Source organism: Pseudomonas sp. SAR267 (assembly GCF_052077595.1).
GTDB classification, from domain to species: Bacteria; Pseudomonadota; Gammaproteobacteria; order Pseudomonadales; family Pseudomonadaceae; genus Aquipseudomonas; species Aquipseudomonas vlassakiae.
In genome coordinates, this window is record NZ_JBQIHU010000001.1 from 2,624,257 (window position 1) to 2,642,937 (window position 18,681).

Here is an 18,681-nt window from a genome sequence, read left to right on the forward strand (position 1 = left end):
CCATGAATTTCCCGGATCAGTTCTTGTCCTGGCAATCCAGCTGCAAGTTAGCCTGGGTAATGTTGCTTTCGGCCGGCACGCTGCGCGTCAGCCAGACGTTGCCGCCAATGGTCGAGCCCTTGCCGATGGTGATGCGCCCCAGGATTGTCGCCCCGGCATAGATCACCACATCGTCCTCGACGATCGGATGGCGAGCCAGCCCCTTGTGCAGCGTCCCCGATTCATCGCTGGGGAAACGCTTGGCACCCAGGGTTACCGCCTGATAGATGCGCACCCGCTCACCGATGATCGCGGTCTCGCCAATCACCACACCGGTACCGTGGTCGATGAAGAAGCTCTGGCCGATCTGCGCACCGGGGTGAATGTCGATGCCGGTGGCCGAATGCGCCAGTTCCGAACTGATCCGCGCCAGCAGCGGCAAACCGGCCTGGTAAAGGTGGTGGGCCAGACGGTGATGGATGATCGCCAGGATCCCCGGATAGCACAGCAGTACCTCGTCCACACTACGCGCGGCCGGGTCGCCGTGATAAGCCGCCAGCACATCGGTATCGAGCAGCACGCGCAGCCCCGGCAAGGCCGCCGCGAAATCCTGGATCAGGCGCAGGGCCCGGGCATCGACGCCCTCCAGTTCCGTCTTGCTCTGGCGGGCGGCGTAACGCAGTTCCAGCCGCGCCTGGGCCAGCAACGCGGTCAGCGCCGCGTCGAGGGTGTGGCCAACATAGAAATCCTCGCTCTCTTCGCGCAGGTCGACCGGGCCCAGGCGCATCGGGAACAGCGCCCCGCACAGCTGTTCCAGAATCTGCCGCATGGCCTCGCGCGACGGCAGCTCGCGCCCGCCCTGCTCGCCGCTGCTGCGGCCGTTGCGGCTACGCCATTGTTCGCGGGCGCCGCGCAAGCCACTGACGATGCTGTGCAGTTGCCAGTGCCCAGATGATGGTTGTTCGCTCACGGTGTTCTCCTGCCCAGGGTGACCAATCTGTCGTTATGCAATCCACTCTACGGCAATCCGCCTCTTGGAAAAAACAACGCTTTATTCCATCCTGCGCTAAGTCAGGCATAAGCCGCGATGACGGTGCCAGCATCCTGGCCTACCCTCAAAGCAGCCAAAACCCGGAACGGCTCAAAATCGATATAACAAAATAAGTTTTTATTATTTCCTGACCTATAAAGCCAACTCTATAGTCGCCACCCACTACTTCCACAACAAGCGCGGGGCCATGCCATGTCTAAATTTGCCAAACCGCTTCTCAACGCCAGCCTGGCCATCCTGCTGGGTGCCGGCCTGCTCAGCCATGCCTTCGCCGGCGAGCAATTGAAGACTATCAAGGACAAGGGCGTGATCAACGTCGGTCTCGAAGGTACCTATCCACCGTTCAGCTTCCAGGATGAAAACGGCAAGCTGACCGGCTTCGAGGTCGAGCTGTCCGAGCTGCTGGCCAAGGAGCTGGGGGTCAAGGCCAAGATCCAGCCGACCAAGTGGGACGGCATCCTCGCCGCGCTGGAATCCAAGCGCCTGGACGTGGTGGTCAACCAGGTGACCATTTCCGAGGAGCGCAAGAAGAAATACGACTTCTCCGAGCCCTACACCATCTCCGGCATCCAGGCGCTGATCCTGAAGAAGAAGGCCGAGCAGCTGAACATCAAGAGCGCGCAGGACCTGGCCGGCAAGAAAGTCGGTGTCGGCCTGGGTACCAACTACGAGCAATGGGTGAAGCAGGACGTGCCAAAGGCAGACGTGCGCACCTATGAAGACGACCCGAGCAAGTTCGCCGACCTGCGCAACGGCCGCATCGACGCCATCCTCATCGACCGCCTGGCAGCGCTGGAGTACGCCCAGAAGGCCAAGGACACCGAACTGGCTGGCGACGCCTTCTCGCGCCTGGAAAGCGGCGTAGCGCTGCGCAAGGGCGAGCCTGAGCTGCTGGAAGCGATCAACAAGGCCATCGACAAACTCAAGGCCGACGGCACGCTGGCCAAGCTGTCCGAGAAATACTTCGGTGCCGATGTCACCAAATGATCGCTGAAAGCCTGCAACTCGTCGCTGACTCCGCGCCCTTCCTGCTGAAGGGCGCGGGTTACACGGTGCTGCTCAGTGTGGGCGGCATGTTCTTCGGCCTGGTGCTGGGCTTTGCCCTGGCGCTGATGCGGCTGTCGAAGATCTTGCCGCTGAACTGGCTGGCACGCATCTACGTGTCGTTCTTCCGTGGCACGCCGCTGCTGGTGCAGCTGTTCGTGATCTACTTCGGCATGCCACAGGTCGGCATCGAGCTCGACCCGATCCCGGCCTCGCTGATCGGCTTGTCACTGAACATGGCGGCTTACATCTGCGAAATCCTGCGGGCGGCGATCTCCTCGATCGACCGTGGCCAGTGGGAAGCTGCGGCCAGCATCGGCATGACCCGCACCCAGGCCATGCGCCGGGCGATCCTGCCTCAGGCACTGCGCACCGCGCTGCCACCACTGGGCAACAGCTTCATCTCGCTGGTCAAGGACACCGCGCTGGCCGCGACCATCCAGGTGCCCGAGCTGTTCCGCCAGGCCCAGCTGATTACCGCGCGCACCTTCGAAGTATTCACCATGTACCTGGCCGTTGCAGTGATCTACTGGGTCCTCTGCAGCATCCTCGCGCACTTCCAGAACCGCATGGAAGCGCGGGTCAACCAGCACGACCAGGAGCAATGAGATGATCGTCGCCAAAGGCCTGACCAAGCAGTTCAAGGGCCAGACCGTGCTCAACGGTATCGACCTGACCGTGCAACCCGGTGAAGTAGTGGCCATCATCGGCCCCAGCGGCTCGGGCAAGACCACCTTCCTGCGTTGCCTCAACCTGCTGGAAACCCCGGATGCCGGGCAGATTCAGATCGGTGACATCAGCATCGATGCCAACCGCCCACTCGGCGGCCAGCAGAGTGCGATCCGCCGCCTGCGCCAGCAAGCTGGCTTCGTCTTCCAGAACTTCAACCTGTTCCCCCACCGTACCGCGCTGGAGAACGTCATCGAAGGCCCGGTGATCGTCAAGAAGACCCCTCGCCAACAGGCCATCGACCTGGGTCGACGGCTGCTGGCCAAGGTCGGCCTGGCGGGCAAGGAAGACGCCTATCCAAGGCGCCTTTCCGGTGGCCAGCAGCAGCGCGTGGCAATTGCTCGCGCGCTGGCCATGGAGCCTGAAGTGATCCTGTTCGACGAGCCCACCTCGGCCCTCGACCCGGAACTGGTCGGCGAGGTGCTCGCGACCATCCGCGGCCTGGCCGAGGAGAAGCGCACAATGATCATCGTCACCCACGAGATGAGCTTTGCCCGGGATGTGGCGAACCGGGTGATCTTCTTCGACAAGGGCGTGATCGTGGAACAAGGTGAGGCCAAGGCGCTGTTTGCCAATCCCAAGGAAGAGCGTACCCGGCAATTCCTGCGCAAGTTCCTCGGTACCACTGCTGCGCACGACTGAAAACCTCGGCTGTATTCTTCGCGGGCACGCCCGCTCCCACATTGATCGGTGTACGCAGCTCCCTGTGGGAGATTCTATGGTTTTCAGCAAGCCAGTTTCCCACCTTTGGTGACGTATTCGTCCTGATTTTTCATCAGGGCGAATGCCACCCGCGCGAGCTTTCTAGCCAGGATTACCAGAGCTTGAGTTGTTGCTTTACCAGATTTCCGGTGCTGTTCATAAAGCCCTTTCCAAGCGGCCGATCTGCTGGCTGCCATCGCAGCGTTATGCAATAGGCGACGAATTTCTGAGCAACCTCGCTTGGTGAGACGACGCCGTCCATTTTTCTGTCCAGAATCACTAACCCGTAAATCCATTCCCAAAAAGGCGATGTACGAGTCGCTACTTTTGAATTCGCCCCTCATAAAAGCCATCACCAATGCTGCGGCGGTGAGAAAACCAATGCCCTCTACTGCCTGACAGCGAGCGACTTGCTCCTGCAGCCCAGCTTCTCGCAACACTTCCTTGATCTTCTGTTGGATCAACTTGTCCAGCCGATCTATTGATTTCACAAAGGTTTCGAAGGCGGCTTGCAAGAGGCTTTCGTTAGCCCAGCTCTGGGTCATCGCAGTGCGAGCAGTCACCAGGGCGGCTCTGCGTCGCAGAAGGCTTTGAAGCTTGCCGTAGACCGCTGGAGGGGGGCTCCAAGGGCGAAGGTCCTCGCCTTCATTTTTCAGAAAACGGGACAGCAATCGAGCATCGGAAGGGTCAGTTTTAACCCGGCCTCCAACGCTTTTTCGGTAGTTGCTCAGTTGAAAGCCATCAATGACATAAACCTCGAAACCCAGGCTATGGGCCTGCTCAACCAAGTCCAGGTGGTAGACATTGGTCGCCTCAACAGCAATTGCAGTATTGAGGGGCTGCTGTTTCAGCCAGCGTTTGATTTCGGGTTTGGAGTTTTTCAGTCTGATAATTTCATCGCGATCATCGTGGTGGATAACCAGCTCAGCTTTCGCGACATCCGCACCCACGATTAACTTACCTGCCTGCATTGCCATGGGCGGCTCCTCACGTTATGGTTTTTCGGCTTGAAGGGGTTTCACCAAGAGGCGCTGGCTTGCTTCTATCGTCGCTTGCAAACGATGCATTCTTTATCGGCGCTTTGGTGGAAGGGGTGGGGCGATGTCTCCCACGGTCTGTACTGCTGCTAACAGTCAGAATCGGGCATTTAGTCCCACCACCCCTTCAAGTCTAACCATACAAGCGGGCGAGCCCGCGAAGAGGCCGGCACATCCACAGCAAATCCACTCTTCTATGTATATTCCAAAGAGTTAGTTCATAAACCACTAATAAGCCATTAGGGTATATGAACCGGACCACCGGACCAGCAAAAGTCTGTCGCCATCAGCTGAAGCGACGCATCCACTTTGTGAGGTTCGGTTCTGATGACCACCCAGCCAAATACCCCATTCCACAGTGATCTCGACAGCTCGCCCCTGCTGCTGCCGGCCAAGGTACTGCGTAACGACGCCGAAGCCCTGCAAGCCGCCCGTGAGCTGGCCGAGAGCGCCCGCGAGCAGGCCGCCCGCCGCGACCAGCAACGCAAGCTGCCCTGGGCAGAAATCGAACAGTTCACCCGTAGCGGCCTGGGCAGCATCAGCGTGCCCAAGGCCTATGGCGGCCCCGACGTCTCGTTCGAAACGGTGGCAGAAGTGTTCCGCCTGATCAGCGCCGCCGACCCGGCCCTCGGGCAGATCCCGCAGAACCAGTTCGGCATGCTGCAACTGCTACGCCTGACCGCTACCGAAGCCCAGCAGGCGCTGATCTTCCGCAGCGTGCTGGACGGCTGGCGCATCGGCAACGCCGGCCCCGAGCGCGGCACCAAGGACACCCTGACGCTCAAGGCGAGGATCACCCGCAGCGGTGACGGCTATCGCATCAGTGGTGAGAAGTTCTACTCCACCGGCGCGCTGTTCGCCCACTGGGTGGCGGTCAAGGCACTGGACGACGAAGGCCGCCAGCGCCTGGCCTTTGTCCGCCGTGGCAGCCCGGGGCTGCGCATCGTCGACGACTGGTCCGGCTTCGGCCAGCGCACCACCGCCAGCGGTACCGTGCTGCTCGATCAGGTCCCGGTCGATGCCGAACTGGTCATCGACAACTGGCGCCAGCGCGATATCCCCAATATCCAGGGCGCGGCCTCGCAGCTGATTCAGGCCGCCATCGATGCCGGCATCGCCGAGGCAGCCATCGACGACGCCATCACCTTCGTCCGCGAAAAATCCCGGCCATGGATCGAGGCCAAGGTCGAGCGCGCCAGCGACGACCCCTATGTAATCGCCGACATCGGCCGCCTGAAACTTGAACTGCATGCCGCCGAGGCGCTGCTGCGCAAGGCCGCGCGCGTGCTCGACGAGGTCAATGCCGGGCCGATCGATGCCGCCGCCGCAGCGCGGGCGTCGATTGCCGTGGCCGAGGCCAAGGTGCTGACCACAGAAATCTCGCTGCAGGCCAGCGAGAAGCTGTTCGAACTGGCCGGCAGCCGCGCCACCCTGGCCGAGTTCAACCTCGACCGGCACTGGCGCAATGCACGGGTGCACACCCTGCACGACCCGGTGCGCTGGAAGTACCACGCAGTCGGCGCTTATCACCTCAACGGCACCCTGCCCGCCCGGCATTCCTGGATCTGACTTGAGGGCCTTGGGGGCTGCTTTGCAGCCCTTTCGCGACACAAGGCCGCTCCTACAGGCGATCGCGGTTCCTTGTAGGAGCGGCCTTGTGTCGCGAAAGGGCCGCAGCGCGGCCCTATGGCCCCGGAGAACACCATGACAACATCAGTAATCACCAGCGACAGCCAAGCCCTGGCTACCGCCGAACATATCGCCCAGCAACTCAAACGCGACAGCGCCCTGCGCGACCGCGAACGCCGCCTGCCCCACGCCGAACTGGAGCTGTTCACCCGCTCCGGCCTGTGGGCCATCAGCGTCCCCAAAGCCTTCGGCGGCGCAGGCGTGTCCAATGTCACCCTGGCCCAGGTCATCGCCCGCATCGCCCAGGCTGACGCCTCCCTTGGCCAGATTCCGCAGAACCACTTCTATGCCCTCGAAGTGCTGCGGGTCAATGGCAGCCCCGAGCAGCAGCAGCGCCTGTACGCCGAAGTACTGGCCGGCCGCCGTTTCGGTAATGCCCTGGCCGAACTGGGTACGAAAACCGCCCATGACCGCACCACTCGCCTGACCCACGACGGCGCCGGTTACCGCATAAACGGCCGCAAGTTCTACGCCACCGGGGCGCTCTATGCTCAACGGATCCCGACCTCGGTGATCGACGACCAAGGCCGCCAGCAACTGGCCTTCGTCCCCGCCGACAGTCAGGGCCTGCAAGTGATCGACGACTGGAGCGGCTTCGGCCAGCGCACTACCGGCAGCGGCTCGGTGACCTTCGACAACGTCTGGGTCGATGCCAACGACGTGGTGCCGTTCCAGAGTGCCTTCGAACGCCCGACGCCGGTTGGCCCTCTGGCACAGATTCTCCACGCGGCCATCGATACCGGTATCGCCCGCGCCGCCCTGGATGATGCCCTGCACTTCGTGCGCACGCGCAGCCGGCCATGGGTCGACTCCGGTCTGGACAAGGCCAGCGACGACCCACTGACGCTGAAAAGCTTCGGCCAGCTGGTGATCCGCCTGCATGCCGCTGAAGCCTTGCTCGAACGCGCCGGCGAGATCCTCGACCGCGCCCAGGCCGACAGCAATGCCGACACCGTAGCCGCTGCCTCCATCGCCGTTGCCGAAGCACGGGCCATCAGTACGGAGGTGTCCCTTGCCGTCGGCACTACGCTGTTCGAACTGGCCGGCAGCCAGGCCACCCTGGCCGAACACAACCTCGACCGCCACTGGCGCAACGCCCGCGTGCACACCCTGCACGACCCGGTGCGCTGGAAGTACCACGCCATCGGCAACTACTACCTGAACAACGCCAACCCTCCACGCCGGGGGACTATCTGATGCCCAAGCAGATCCTGCTCAATGCCTTCAACATGAACTGCATCGGGCACATCAACCACGGTCTGTGGACCCACCCAAGGGACACCTCGACCCAGTACAAGACCCTGGAATACTGGACCAACCTGGCGCGCCTGCTGGAGCGTGGGCTGTTCGACGGCCTGTTCATCGCCGACATCGTCGGCACCTACGACATCTACGGCAAATCCGTGGACGTGACCCTGAAAGAGTCGATCCAACTGCCGGTCAACGACCCGCTGCTGCTGGTGTCGGCGATGGCTGCCGTCACGCGCCACCTCGGGTTCGGCCTCACCGCCAACCTTACCTACGAGGCCCCGTACCTGTTCGCCCGACGTCTCTCCACCCTCGACCACCTGAGCAATGGCCGGGTCGGCTGGAACATTGTCACCGGTTACCTCGACAGCGCCGCCCGCGCCATGGGCCTGGAGCAACAGCCCGAGCACGACCGGCGTTACGACCAGGCCGATGAATACCTGCAGGTGCTGTACAAGCTGCTGGAAGGCAGCTGGGCCGATGACGCCGTGGTCAACGACCGTGAGCGCCGGGTGTACGCCGAGCCGGGCAAGGTGCGCAAGGTGCACCACCGGGGCGAGTTCTACAAGGTCGAGGGCTACCACCTGTGCGAACCCTCGCCGCAGCGCACGCCGGTACTGTTCCAGGCGGGCAGCTCGCCGCGCGGCCTGGCCTTTGCCGGCAACCATGCCGAATGCGTGTTCATCAGCGGCCAGGACAAGGCCGCTACCCGCGCCCAGGTCGACAAGGTACGCGCGGCCGCCCAGGCGGCCGGCCGCGATCCACAGGCGGTGAAGGTGTTCATGGGCATCACGGTGATCGTCGCGCCCACCGAGCAGCAGGCCCAGGCCAAATATGCCGAGTACCTGCAGCATGCCAGCGCCGAAGCCGGCGTGGCGCACTTCGCCGCCTCGACCGGCATCGACTTTGCCGCCTACGGGCTGGACGAGCCGATCGGCGCCAGCAAGGGCAACGCCATCCAGTCGGCCACCCGCCAATTGCAGGAAAACGCCTGGACCCGCCGCCGCCTGCTGGAGCAGCACGCCCTCGGCGGGCGCTATGTCACCCTGGTCGGCGCGCCCGATCAGGTAGCCGAACAGCTGATCGCCTGGATCGACGAAACCGGCCTGGACGGCTTCAACCTGACCCGTACCGTCACCCCGGAAAGCTATGAGGACTTCATCGACCTGGTAGTCCCGCAACTGCAGCAACGTGGCCGCTACAAGACCGCCTACGCCGACGGCACCCTGCGCCAGAAGCTGTTCGCCAGCGACCACCCGCACCTGCCCGCCGACCACCCTGGTTCCACTTACCGCAACAGCCCAACCCCTACCCCGACTGGAGCCCTGCACCATGCTTGAGAAACTGTTCCGGCCCGTCGCGGCCATCGCCATCACCCTCGGCCTGCTCACCAGCGCGTTCGCCGCCGAGCCCCTGAAGATCGGCACCACTGCGGCCTTTGCCATCCCCTTGGAAGCGGCGGTGGAAGAGGCCCACAAGCAAGGCCTGGAAGTGAAGCTGATCGAGTTCAGCGACTGGATCGCACCGAATGTCAGCCTCAACAGCGGCGACATCGACGTGAACTACTTCCAGCACATCCCCTTCCTCGAGAACGCCAAGGCTGCAGCCGGTTTCAACCTGGTGCCCTACGCTCCGGGGATCATCAACAACGTCGGCCTGTACTCGAAGAAGTACAAGAGCTTCGCCGAACTGCCCGAAGGCGCCAGCGTGGCCATCGCCAATGACCCGATCAACAGCGGCCGTGGCCTGCAGCTGCTGGCCAAGGCCGGCCTGATCACCCTCAAGCCGGGTGTCGGCTACAAAGCCACCGAAGACGACATCGTCGCCAACCCGAAGAAGCTCAAGATCCTGCAGGTCGAAGCCGTGCAACTGGTGCGCGCCTATGACGACGCCGACCTTGTGCAGGGCTACCCGGCCTACATCCGCCTGGCCAACAGCTTCGATGCCACCTCGGCGCTGCTGTTCGATGGCCTGGAAAACAAGGAATACGTGATCCAGTTCGTCATCCGCCCGCAAAGCAAGGACGACCCGCGCCTGGCAAGGTTCGTCGACATCTACCAACACTCGCCTGCCGTGCGTGCAGCGTTGAACAAGGCCCATGGCAACCTGTACCAGGCCGGTTGGGAAGGCTGACATGAGCCAGGCCAACGCGCTCAGGGCGCCCACCGCACAACCATCGCCGCCAACGGCCAGGGAGCAGGCCCTGCGCCCGGAGGTCAACGAAGCCCACGTCCGCTTCGTCGGCCTTGGCAAGACCTACCCTGGCCAGCAACAACCGGCACTGCAAGGCATCGACCTGAACATCCGCCGTGGTGAGATCTTCGGCATCATCGGCCGCAGTGGCGCGGGCAAGTCATCGCTGCTGCGCACCATCAACCGCCTCGAACAGCCGAGCCAGGGCCGCGTCCTGATCGATCAGGTAGACATTGCGCTGTTCGACGAAGAGCGCCTGGTGGCGCTGCGCCGGCGCATCGGCATGATCTTCCAGCACTTCAACCTGATGTCGGCCAAGACCGTGTGGCAGAACGTCGAGCTGCCACTGAAGGTGGCGGGCGTGGCCAAGGCCGAGCGCCAGCACAAGGTCCGCGAACTGCTGGAGATGGTTGGCTTGCAGGACAAGCATCACGTCTATCCGGCGCAGCTCTCTGGCGGGCAGAAGCAGCGCGTCGGCATCGCCCGGGCGCTGGTGCATGACCCCGAGATCCTGTTGTGCGACGAAGCCACCTCGGCGCTGGACCCGGAGACCACGGCGTCGATCCTCGAACTGCTGCGCGACATCAACCAGCGCCTGGGCCTGACCGTGGTGCTGATCACCCACGAAATGGCAGTGATCCGCGACATCTGCCACCGCGTGGTGGTGCTGGAACGTGGCGCTATGGTCGAACAGGGCGAAGTCTGGCGCGTGTTCGGCAACCCCCACCATGAAGTCACCCGGACCCTGCTCGCCCCGTTGCAGACAAAGCTGCCCGTGGCTTTGCAGGCAAAGCTGCGCGCCAGCCCTGCGGGCCATGACAGCGCGGTGGTGCTCAAGCTCGCCCTGCTGGGCGAGCCGGCATTGTCCGACCTGTTCAGCGAACTGGGCGGACGCGTGCGCCTGCTCCAGGGCGGTGTGCAGACCATCGGCGAGCATGCGCTCGGGCAGCTGATCCTGTCGATTCAGGGCTCGCCGCATGACACCCATCAATTGCTCGCACGCGCCCGCCGCTGGGCCGAAGACGTGGAGGTACTGGGCCATGTGGCTTGATCGCTTGCTTGAAGGCTTGCTCGACACGTTGCTGATGGTCGGCGTGTCCTCGCTGGTCGCACTGCTGGTGGGGGTGCCGATGGCGGTGCTGCTGGTCACCAGCGACAAGGGCGGTATCTTCGAGGCACCGCTGCTCAATCGAGTGCTGGGCGCCTTCGTCAATCTGTTCCGCTCGATCCCGTTCCTGATCCTGATGGTCGCGCTGATTCCCTTCACCCGGCTGGTGGTAGGTACTACCTATGGCGTGTGGGCTGCCGTGGTGCCACTGACCATTGCCGCGACGCCGTTCTTCGCACGGATTGCCGAGGTCAGCCTGCGCGAAGTCGACCATGGCCTGGTGGAGGCAGCGCAGGCCATGGGCTGCCGGCGTTGGCACATCGTCTGGCACGTACTGCTGCCCGAGGCGCTGCCGGGGATCGTCGGTGGGTTCACCATTACCCTGGTGACGCTGATCAACTCGTCAGCCATGGCCGGGGCGATTGGTGCGGGTGGGCTGGGGGATATTGCCTATCGGTATGGCTATCAGCGCTTCGACAGCCAGATCATGCTGACCGTGATTGCCATGCTGGTGGCCTTGGTGGCGCTGATCCAGCTGGGTGGGGACCGGTTGGCCAAAGGCTTGAACAAGCGTTGAATTCTTCGCGGGCACGCCCGCTCCCACAGGATTATCACTGCTCTGAGGAGCGGTGCGATACCTGGACTGCCCCCTAAAAGTTGGACAGTTCTATGCTGCAGCCTGAGCCCTGTACTCAACAGGGCTCAGGCCATTGAGCTTCAGTTTGATGCGGTCATGGTTGTAGTAGCGGATGTACTCGTCCAGGCCCGCTTTCAACTCATCGACACTCTCAAAGCGCTTCAGGTAGAAAAATTCAGACTTGAGCGTACCGAAGAAGCTTTCCATGGCCGCGTTGTCCAGGCAATTGCCCTTGCGCGACATGCTCTGTTTCACGCCCCGCCCACGGAGTTTGTGACGATACTGAGCCTGCTGGTAATGCCATCCCTGATCTGAATGCAGCACAAGCTTCGGCTTCTCTCCCAAGCAGTCGAGGGCCTTGTCGAGCATGTTCCCAACCAGGCTGTAGCAAGGACGTTTGGCCGTTTCGTACGCCACGATTTCACCGTTGTACAAATCCATCACCGGCGAGAGATAGAGCTTCTGTTGCGCCACCTTGAATTCAGTCACGTCGGTCACCCACTTCTGATTAGGTCGTTGGGCAACAAAATTTCGCTCTAGCAAATTCGCCGCCACCTTGCCGACAACACCACGATAGGAACGGTATTTCTTAGGCCGTACCACTGACTTCAACCCTTGCTCAGCCATCAGTCGTTCAACGACCTTCTTGTTCACCAGCTTGTCCTTTCTTATCACGAGCGCAACGCGGCGATAGCCGTACAGCCCTTTGTGCTCGTGATAGACACGATGTACCAGTTCTTTGAGCGCCGCATGCCTGTCCGGCTTCTGCTGAGCCTTGAGCTGATAGTAGAAGGTGCTGCGCGCCAGCCCGACTACCCGCAGTAGGTCAGGCAAAGGAAATCTGCGCTTGAGTTTGGCGACGATTAAGACTTTTTCGTCCGTGTTCGCTCCTGTTCCTCCCGCATGGCCTTGAGCTCCTTTAGGACAGCGTTCTCCATGCGCAGGTACTCAAGCTCAGCCATCAGCTGCTCTCGAGGCTTTTGCGCATCGTCGGTATTGGTGGGCTTGGCTGGCTTGATTTTCTTCGACACGTTGATTGGCTTTCTTTGCTTGATGACAGTAGGCGAGACAGGACTGCCACTGTAGTACTGCCGCTGCCAAATGCCTATCTGAGATGATTGTCCCAGGTCAAAGTGCGCAGCAGTTTGGCGCAGGGAAAGGCGATGCTCATGCATGTAACTCAGCACCTGCCGCTTGAAGTCCTCGGTATAGCGCCGTGCATGCGAGCCTGGGCTGATGCTGCGTCTCAACTGGTAGCTGGCAACCCAGCGTCGCAGCAGGCTGAAATCGATGCCAAAGTTTCGAGCTACCGTACGGAAACCGTTGCTGCCATCCAAATAGGCAGTGATTGCTGTGAGCTTGAACTGCTCAGTGTACTTAGCCATGAATCCCCCAAGGGTTGGATTGGTGTCCAACTTCTTGGGGGCAGTCCAACCTGTGGGAGCGGGCGAGCCCGCGAAGAGGCCATCAGCCCCAGCGCAGATCCGCAGCCGGCACCGGCCGCCCGAACCAGTACCCCTGCCCCAGCTGGCACTGCTGCTCCAGCAGGAACCGCGCCTGCTCCGCCTGCTCGATCCCCTCGGCATGCACCTGCATGCCCATGCTCCGCGCCAGTGCGACAATCACCCGGACGATGGCGATGTCGTCGTCATCCAGTGGCAAGCCGGCCACGAAGCCTTGGTCGATCTTCAGCTTCTGCACCGGCAGGCGCTTGAGCCGCAGCAGCGATGAATACCCCGTGCCGAAGTCGTCGATGGCCAGGTTCAACCCCAGCTCACGCAGGCGGTGCAACTGCTCCAGCGCCACTTCCGGGTCTTCCATGACCGCACTCTCGGTCACTTCCAGCTCCAGCAGCGCCGGGTCCAGCCCAGTTTCATGCAGTACATCGGCCACCTGCCGGTACAACTCACGCTGGCCGAACAAGCGGCTGGAGATATTGACGGCAACGAACGCCAACGTCCGCCCATCCTCCTGCCACCGCACCATCTGCCGGCAGGCCTCGCGCAACACCCAGGCATCGATCTCGGCAATCAGGCCGGTGCGTTCGGCAATGGGGATGAAATCGCTCGGCGGAACCAACCCACGCTGCGGGTGCCGCCAACGGACCAATGCCTCGACACCGACCATCTGCGCCGTAAACAGGTCATGCACCGGTTGGTAGAACACCCGCAGCTCATCATTGGCCAGCGCCCGGCGCAACTCGCTCGCGGTTTCCACCCGGTGCTGGGCGTGAGCGGTCAGTTCTTCGGTGTACAGCGCATAGCATGCGCGGCCATTACCCTTGGCCTTGAACAGCGCCGAATCGGCATTGCGCAACAATTGCGCGGCGTTCAGGGCGTCGGTGGGGAACAGGCTGATGCCCACGCTGGCACTGATGAACAGCCGGTGATCATCGAATTCGAAGGGCTCACGCATGCGTTCGATGATGCCCTGTGCCAGCTTGCCAGCCTGGCCAACCTGCTGGCAGTTCTCGGCCAGCACAGCGAACTCGTCACCGCCCAGGCGCGCCAGGGTCACGTTGCTGCCAACGGCCTCACGCAGACGCTCGCCTACCAGCTTCAACAACTGGTCGCCAATGGTATGGCCAAGGCCGTCGTTGATGCTCTGAAAGTGATCCAGGTCGAGCAGCAGCAAGGCACAGCCGCGCTTGTTGGCCTGCGCCGAAGCCAGCGCCTGCTCGGCGCGGTCGTTGAACAGCAGGCGGTTGGGCAACCCGGTGAGCGGGTCATGGTGGGCCAGGTAGGCCAGTTCCTGTTCGGAATGCTTGATCGCGCTGATGTCGCTGAACACCGCCACGTAATGGCTCAGCTCGCCACTGTCGTCACGGATGGCGCAAATCGTCTGCCACTGCGGATAGATCTCACCGCTTTTACGACGGTTCCAGATCTCGCCACTCCACTCACCCTTTTCGGCCAGGGCGGCATAGATCTGCTGATAGAACGGCACGCCGTGGCGGCCCGACTTGAACTTGCTGGGGCGATGGCCCAGCACTTCTTCCTGTTGGTAGCCGGTGATGCGCATGAAGGCGCGGTTGACATGCACGATCAGGCCTTGGCGGTCAGTGACCAGCACGCCCTCCAAGGTGCTGTCGAACACCGCCGCAGCCATGCGCAGGCGCTCGCGGTCCTCGCTGCGCAGGCGCGCGCCGATACCGATGAAATTGAGCAGACGGGCGCGGGACACGAAGATCAGCAAGGCACTGACCAGCACCCACACCACTACGTTGATCTGTCGGCCCACGGTCAACGCCAACGGGTCGTCAGACATACTGCGCAGGACCACCTCGGCCAGCACCAGCCAGAGGAACGAGAGCACCACATACAGCGCGGCCATGCGCAAGGCGTCGCGAACGGAAACAGACATGTCGGGGGGGAAAGCCCATGAAAAATGATGGGGCATTATAAAGGCTGAAACATGCCGTGACTTCCTATCTGAAAGGGTGACTGGTTTTATTTCCCTGCCAAGGGATAATCACCCCCTTCTCCCTGCATTCCCGAGAGCTTCTACATCTATGTGGTACAACGGTCTGCTCGACTTGTCGGCCTGGCAACTGGTTGGCGTCACCTTGCTGATGACCCATGTGACCATCGTCAGCGTCACCATCTACCTGCACCGCTATTCCGCCCACCGTGCCCTGGAGCTCAATGGCGCGCTCAAGCACTTCTTCCGTTTCTGGCTGTGGCTGAGCACGGCGCAGAACACCCGCGAATGGACGGCCGTGCACCGCAAGCACCACGCCAAGTGCGAAACCCCGGACGACCCGCACAGCCCGGTGCACAAGGGCCTGGGCACAGTTTTGCGCAAAGGCGCCGAACTGTACCGCGAAGAGGCACGCAACCCCGAAACCCTGCGCATCTATGGCAAGAACTGCCCGGAAGACTGGATCGAGCGTAACCTCTACTCTCGCTACAAGCTCGGCGGCATCGTGCTGATGGCGGCCATCGACCTGCTGTTGTTCGGCACCATCGGCATCACCATCTGGGCAGTTCAGATGATGTGGATTCCGTTCTGGGCCGCCGGCGTGGTCAACGGCCTGGGCCACGCGGTCGGCTACCGCAATTTCGAATGCCGCGACGCCGCCACCAACCTGGTGCCGTGGGGCATCGTCATCGGTGGCGAAGAGCTGCACAACAACCACCACACCTACCCCAACTCGGCCAAGCTCTCGGTCAAGCCCTGGGAGTTCGACATGGGCTGGGCGTGGATCCGCCTGTTCTGCCTGCTGCGCCTGGCCAAGGTGCAGCGTGTCGCCCCCATCGCCCACCGCGTCGAGGGCAAGGCCAGCCTGGACATGGACACAGCCATGGCCATCCTCAACAACCGTTTCCAGATCATGGCCCAGTACCGCAAACTGGTGATCGGCCCGCTGGTCAAGCAGGAGCTGGCCAAGGTCGATGCCTCGGTGCGCCATCGCTTCCGCCGTGCCAAGCGCCTGCTCTCGCGTGAAACCAGCCTGCTGGAAGACCGCCACCAGGTGCGCATCGAGCGCATGCTTGCCCACAGCCAGGCATTGAAAACCATCTACGAAAAACGTCTGGCCCTGCAACAGATCTGGGCCCGCACCAGTGCCAACGGCCACGATATGCTCGCGGCCATGAAGGACTGGGTACACGAGGCCGAGGCCAGCGGCATCCATGCCCTGCACGACTTCGCGGCACAGCTGAAAACCTATTCCCTGCGGCCCACCGGCGCCTGATAGCCGCTGATCGGCACGCCCTGCAACGGGGCGTGCCTGCTGGAACTTCCCCGCTGAAAATCCACTCAAATCCGGCACATCGCCCGCGTGGCGGGCCGGTTAGTGGCCGCGCGCCTCATCAATGAGAACTGCTCCGTGCTCATGGCCAAGAACCCTCCTTCGTCATTTTCAGGTACACCGCCTCCCGAAGCTGCACAAACCTTGCTGGCCCTGTTCCATGCCCAGGGCGAAGTCGCCCGCCTGAGTGAGCGCGAACAGCTCTACAGCTCGCTGCTCGACAGCGTCAACGCCGTACTCTGGGCCTTCGACTGGGAAACCCGCCAGGTGCTCTACGTCAGCCCGGCCTACGAGCGCATCTTCGGGCGCCCGGCCAGCCTGGTGCTGGCCGACTACAACGAATGGCGCGACAGCATCTACCCCGACGACCTGGAGTTCGCCGAACGCAGCCTGGCCCAGGTGCTGCTCAAGGGAGCCGTGGAGGACCGCGAGTACCGCATCCTCAACGCCAGCGGCCAGGTGCGCTGGCTCAGCGACAAGTGCTACATCAATCAGCAGAGCGAAGGCGAGCGGGTGATCATCGTCGGCATCGCCGAAGACATCACCGAAAAGAAGCAGCTCGAAGGCGAACTGCAGCGCCTGGCCACCACCGACGTCCTGACCCAGAGCAGCAACCGCCGGCACTTCTTCGAGTGTGCCCGGCAGGCCTTCGACAGTGCCCGAGAGGACGGCACGCCTCTGGCCTTCCTGCTGCTGGACATCGACGACTTCAAGCGTATCAACGACAGCTACGGGCACCAGGAAGGTGACCAGGTGCTGCAGCGCATCGCCGACAGCGGCAAGGCCGTGCTACGTCGCGGTGACCTGTTCGGGCGCATCGGCGGTGAGGAGTTCGCGGCGGTGTTCCCGGGCTGCAATGCCCAAGTCGCCGAGCAGATTGCCGAGCGGTTGCAGCGGGAAATTCAGCGCCAGGGCTTCAGCCATGGCGATGAGGTGTACAACGTTACGGTGAGCCAGGGGCTGACCGGGCTGACGGATGAAGACGAGTCGCTGGACAGCTTGTTCGCCCGCGCCGACGCGGCGATGTACCGGGCCAAGCGGCAGGGTAAGAATCAGATAGTTCGCGGCTGACTGGGGCTGCGAAGCGGCCCCGATTTCTCAAGTAGGCGATTGTTCTTCAGGAGCAGGTGATTCCTCAACACTCACCTTAATCTCCTCCTGCGGCTTTACCTCAGGATTCTCCACCTTGCGCAACCGGCTCAGCTCCGGCAGCCCAATCTTCAGCAAACGCGCCGTCTTGCTGCTGGCGATCTTCTCCAGCCCCTGATCCGCCGGCAGGCGCGCCAGTTGCCCGGCCAGGTTCAAGGCGAGGATCTCCCGCGAATACACCCCGCCACCCAGCTGATAGATTGCCGCGATCAGCTCACGCAGGCTCAGCGGCAAGCGCCAGCGGGTACGCAGCGCCGAGCCGAACGCTGCGCCGAACTCATTGAGCGACAGCTGCACCCGGTCTTCGTCCAGCTCGCCCCCGGCCAGGCGCCACTCCTGCAGGCAACGAAGCACCGCCAGGTCGCCCAGGCAATGCAACAGGCCGGCACAGTAGCAGCGCTCCTGATCCAGTTCGAGCATGCGCGCCAGCGTGCGGGCGTATTCGGCCGTGTGCAGCGACAGGTTCCAGTAATGCGTGGCATGTTGCGTCAGCAGCGGGTCGCTCAGCCGCGCACTGCGCTTGAGGGCAAGGCCGAGAATGAGGTTCATGCTCTGGGTGCTACCGAGCTTGTTCAGCGCCTGCATCAGCGTCTGCACCGGTGCGTCACGGTGCAGGCTGGCACTGTTGGCGGCGGCGATGAGCACCGCCGTGATCTGCGGGTCGTCGCGCACTTCCTCTTCGAGCACCTTGAGGTTCAGGCCCTGCGGGTTGAGTGCGCGCTTGATCGCCACCTGCACATCGGCGAACAACGGCCCGCCATCGGCAGTGGCGCGGCGTTGTTCGAGGTAAGCCGGCAGGTTGGCGCCAGGCTGCAACGGCGGCACCGGGCAGGTGATCCGCTCGCCCACGGCCAGCAGCAACTCTTCCAGGCTTTTGCGCAGCTTGTCCAGGTTCAGCGGTTTGCTCAGGTAAGCCGTGGGGTGCAGCGGTAGCGCTTCGCGCACACTGGCGCTATCGCTGCGGTTGCTCATGAGAATGAAAGGCAGCTCGGGGCCTTTGGCGCGCACGTTGCGCAGCAGGTCGAGGCCATCGCAGCCTGCCAGCTCACGGGCTGCGATGATCAGGTCAGGTTTGCTGGCCAGCGCAGTCAGCGCTTGCGAACCGTCGGCGCAGACTTGCAAGCGGGCGTCGCAACGCACGCTGAGCAGCATTTCGCTCAGCATTTCGCGTACCCAAGGGTCGCCTTCGGCGATCAATACGCAAGGTGGGGTGGGGTCTGCAGCACTCATGGCCAACTCCTGGTTATCCCTGACACACAGTCCTTCGCAGCTTCCAAGGCAAATCCTTTCACCACCATAGCCTCACCCGGCTTTTCTGGGCACAAAAAAAACCCGCCTAGGCGGGTTTTTTCATGAAGCGCG

16 protein-coding genes are annotated in these 18,681 nt (G+C 62.5%); 11 read left to right on the forward strand and 5 right to left on the reverse strand.

Annotated elements, in window-relative coordinates; all coding sequences use genetic code 11:
- Positions 1-16: 16 nt before the first annotated feature.
- Positions 17-949 (reverse strand): serine O-acetyltransferase EpsC, encoded by a 933-nt coding sequence (epsC, locus tag ACTORR_RS12640; protein ID WP_313364412.1) that lies wholly within the window; start codon positions 947-949, stop codon positions 17-19.
- 273 nt (positions 950-1,222) lie between these two features.
- On the opposite strand from epsC, the gene tcyJ reads away from it, so the two are divergent.
- Genes tcyJ through tcyN form a run of 3 tightly spaced genes read left to right on the forward strand, consistent with a single transcriptional unit; the run spans position 1,223 to position 3,445 of the window.
- Positions 1,223-2,017: a cystine ABC transporter substrate-binding protein gene (tcyJ, locus tag ACTORR_RS12645; RefSeq protein ID WP_262108974.1), complete on the forward strand. Its 795-nt coding sequence runs from the start codon at positions 1,223-1,225 to the stop codon at positions 2,015-2,017.
- Entirely contained in the window at positions 2,014-2,682 is a 669-nt protein-coding gene (gene tcyL / locus ACTORR_RS12650; protein ID WP_313364411.1) for a cystine ABC transporter permease, read from the forward strand. The genes tcyJ and tcyL overlap by 4 nt, the downstream gene beginning before the upstream one ends.
- A gap of 1 nt (position 2,683) precedes the next feature.
- Complete coding sequence (gene tcyN / locus ACTORR_RS12655) at positions 2,684-3,445, forward strand: L-cystine ABC transporter ATP-binding protein TcyN (RefSeq protein ID WP_054885932.1); 762 nt, start codon at positions 2,684-2,686, stop codon at positions 3,443-3,445.
- A gap of 83 nt (positions 3,446-3,528) precedes the next feature.
- On the opposite strand, the gene ACTORR_RS12660 is transcribed toward tcyN, so the two are convergent.
- Positions 3,529-4,482, reverse strand: a complete 954-nt coding sequence (locus tag ACTORR_RS12660) for an IS110 family transposase (protein WP_212632438.1) — start codon at positions 4,480-4,482, stop codon at positions 3,529-3,531.
- Positions 4,483-4,869: 387 nt separating this feature from the next.
- On the opposite strand from ACTORR_RS12660, the gene ACTORR_RS12665 reads away from it, so the two are divergent.
- The 6 genes from ACTORR_RS12665 (at position 4,870) to ACTORR_RS12690 (ending at position 11,357) form a co-directional block, all read left to right on the forward strand.
- On the forward strand, positions 4,870-6,111 hold the full coding sequence (locus tag ACTORR_RS12665) for an SfnB family sulfur acquisition oxidoreductase (RefSeq protein ID WP_099813858.1): 1,242 nt from the start codon (positions 4,870-4,872) through the stop codon (positions 6,109-6,111).
- Between the two features lie 135 nt (positions 6,112-6,246).
- Positions 6,247-7,428 (forward strand): SfnB family sulfur acquisition oxidoreductase, encoded by a 1,182-nt coding sequence (locus ACTORR_RS12670; RefSeq protein WP_313364410.1) that lies wholly within the window; start codon positions 6,247-6,249, stop codon positions 7,426-7,428.
- Positions 7,428-8,819, forward strand: a complete 1,392-nt coding sequence (locus tag ACTORR_RS12675; RefSeq protein ID WP_313364409.1) for an LLM class flavin-dependent oxidoreductase — start codon at positions 7,428-7,430, stop codon at positions 8,817-8,819. Before ACTORR_RS12670 ends, ACTORR_RS12675 begins: the two co-directional genes overlap by 1 nt.
- Positions 8,812-9,612 carry a MetQ/NlpA family ABC transporter substrate-binding protein gene (locus ACTORR_RS12680; RefSeq protein WP_099813861.1) on the forward strand — a complete coding sequence of 267 codons (801 nt, stop codon included), beginning with the start codon at positions 8,812-8,814 and terminating at the stop codon, positions 9,610-9,612. The genes ACTORR_RS12675 and ACTORR_RS12680 overlap by 8 nt, the downstream gene beginning before the upstream one ends.
- Before the next feature lies 1 nt (position 9,613).
- Entirely contained in the window at positions 9,614-10,723 is a 1,110-nt protein-coding gene (locus tag ACTORR_RS12685) for a methionine ABC transporter ATP-binding protein (RefSeq protein WP_313364408.1), read from the forward strand.
- On the forward strand, positions 10,713-11,357 hold the full coding sequence (locus ACTORR_RS12690; RefSeq protein WP_099813863.1) for a methionine ABC transporter permease: 645 nt from the start codon (positions 10,713-10,715) through the stop codon (positions 11,355-11,357). Before ACTORR_RS12685 ends, ACTORR_RS12690 begins: the two co-directional genes overlap by 11 nt.
- A 90-nt stretch (positions 11,358-11,447) precedes the next feature.
- On the opposite strand, the gene ACTORR_RS12695 is transcribed toward ACTORR_RS12690, so the two are convergent.
- Positions 11,448-12,802, reverse strand: a protein-coding gene (locus tag ACTORR_RS12695; protein WP_212632439.1) for an IS3 family transposase whose coding sequence is annotated in 2 segments (ribosomal slippage) — positions 11,448-12,326 and positions 12,329-12,802 — 1,353 coding nt in all. Because the reading frame shifts where the segments join, the coding sequence is not laid out codon by codon here.
- An 82-nt stretch (positions 12,803-12,884) separates the two neighbouring features.
- Positions 12,885-14,780 (reverse strand): phosphodiesterase DibA, encoded by a 1,896-nt coding sequence (gene dibA, locus ACTORR_RS12700; protein WP_099813917.1) that lies wholly within the window; start codon positions 14,778-14,780, stop codon positions 12,885-12,887.
- A gap of 148 nt (positions 14,781-14,928) precedes the next feature.
- Here dibA and desA point away from each other — a divergent pair, with 148 nt between their 5' ends.
- Together desA and ACTORR_RS12710 are read left to right on the forward strand one after the other, a co-directional pair.
- Positions 14,929-16,113, forward strand: coding sequence for a delta-9 fatty acid desaturase DesA (gene desA / locus ACTORR_RS12705; protein WP_313365675.1), 1,185 nt, complete (start codon positions 14,929-14,931; stop codon positions 16,111-16,113).
- Positions 16,114-16,254: 141 nt separating this feature from the next.
- On the forward strand, positions 16,255-17,241 hold the full coding sequence (locus tag ACTORR_RS12710) for a GGDEF domain-containing protein (protein WP_054885941.1): 987 nt from the start codon (positions 16,255-16,257) through the stop codon (positions 17,239-17,241).
- 27 nt (positions 17,242-17,268) lie between these two features.
- Here the strand turns inward: ACTORR_RS12710 and ACTORR_RS12715 are convergent, their stop codons facing one another.
- Positions 17,269-18,549, reverse strand: coding sequence for a response regulator (locus ACTORR_RS12715; RefSeq protein ID WP_054887245.1), 1,281 nt, complete (start codon positions 18,547-18,549; stop codon positions 17,269-17,271).
- Positions 18,550-18,681: the final 132 nt, after the last annotated feature.

Excerpts from the sequence above, each read along its gene's own strand:
- ACTORR_RS12665 (WP_099813858.1), top strand. The coding sequence starts at position 4,870 with ATGACCACCCAGCCAAATACCCCATTCCACAGTGATCTCGACAGCTCG.
- ACTORR_RS12680 (WP_099813861.1), top strand. The coding sequence starts at position 8,812 with ATGCTTGAGAAACTGTTCCGGCCCGTCGCGGCCATCGCCATCACCCTC.
- tcyN (WP_054885932.1), top strand. The coding sequence starts at position 2,684 with ATGATCGTCGCCAAAGGCCTGACCAAGCAGTTCAAGGGCCAGACCGTG.
- ACTORR_RS12690 (WP_099813863.1), top strand. The coding sequence starts at position 10,713 with ATGTGGCTTGATCGCTTGCTTGAAGGCTTGCTCGACACGTTGCTGATG.
- ACTORR_RS12685 (WP_313364408.1), top strand. The coding sequence starts at position 9,614 with ATGAGCCAGGCCAACGCGCTCAGGGCGCCCACCGCACAACCATCGCCG.
- ACTORR_RS12670 (WP_313364410.1), top strand. The coding sequence starts at position 6,247 with ATGACAACATCAGTAATCACCAGCGACAGCCAAGCCCTGGCTACCGCC.
- desA (WP_313365675.1), top strand. The coding sequence starts at position 14,929 with ATGTGGTACAACGGTCTGCTCGACTTGTCGGCCTGGCAACTGGTTGGC.
- ACTORR_RS12660 (WP_212632438.1), bottom strand. The coding sequence starts at position 4,482 with ATGGCAATGCAGGCAGGTAAGTTAATCGTGGGTGCGGATGTCGCGAAA.
- tcyL (WP_313364411.1), top strand. The coding sequence starts at position 2,014 with ATGATCGCTGAAAGCCTGCAACTCGTCGCTGACTCCGCGCCCTTCCTG.
- dibA (WP_099813917.1), bottom strand. The coding sequence starts at position 14,780 with ATGTCTGTTTCCGTTCGCGACGCCTTGCGCATGGCCGCGCTGTATGTG.
- ACTORR_RS12715 (WP_054887245.1), bottom strand. The coding sequence starts at position 18,549 with ATGAGTGCTGCAGACCCCACCCCACCTTGCGTATTGATCGCCGAAGGC.
- ACTORR_RS12675 (WP_313364409.1), top strand. The coding sequence starts at position 7,428 with ATGCCCAAGCAGATCCTGCTCAATGCCTTCAACATGAACTGCATCGGG.
- tcyJ (WP_262108974.1), top strand. The coding sequence starts at position 1,223 with ATGTCTAAATTTGCCAAACCGCTTCTCAACGCCAGCCTGGCCATCCTG.
- ACTORR_RS12710 (WP_054885941.1), top strand. The coding sequence starts at position 16,255 with ATGGCCAAGAACCCTCCTTCGTCATTTTCAGGTACACCGCCTCCCGAA.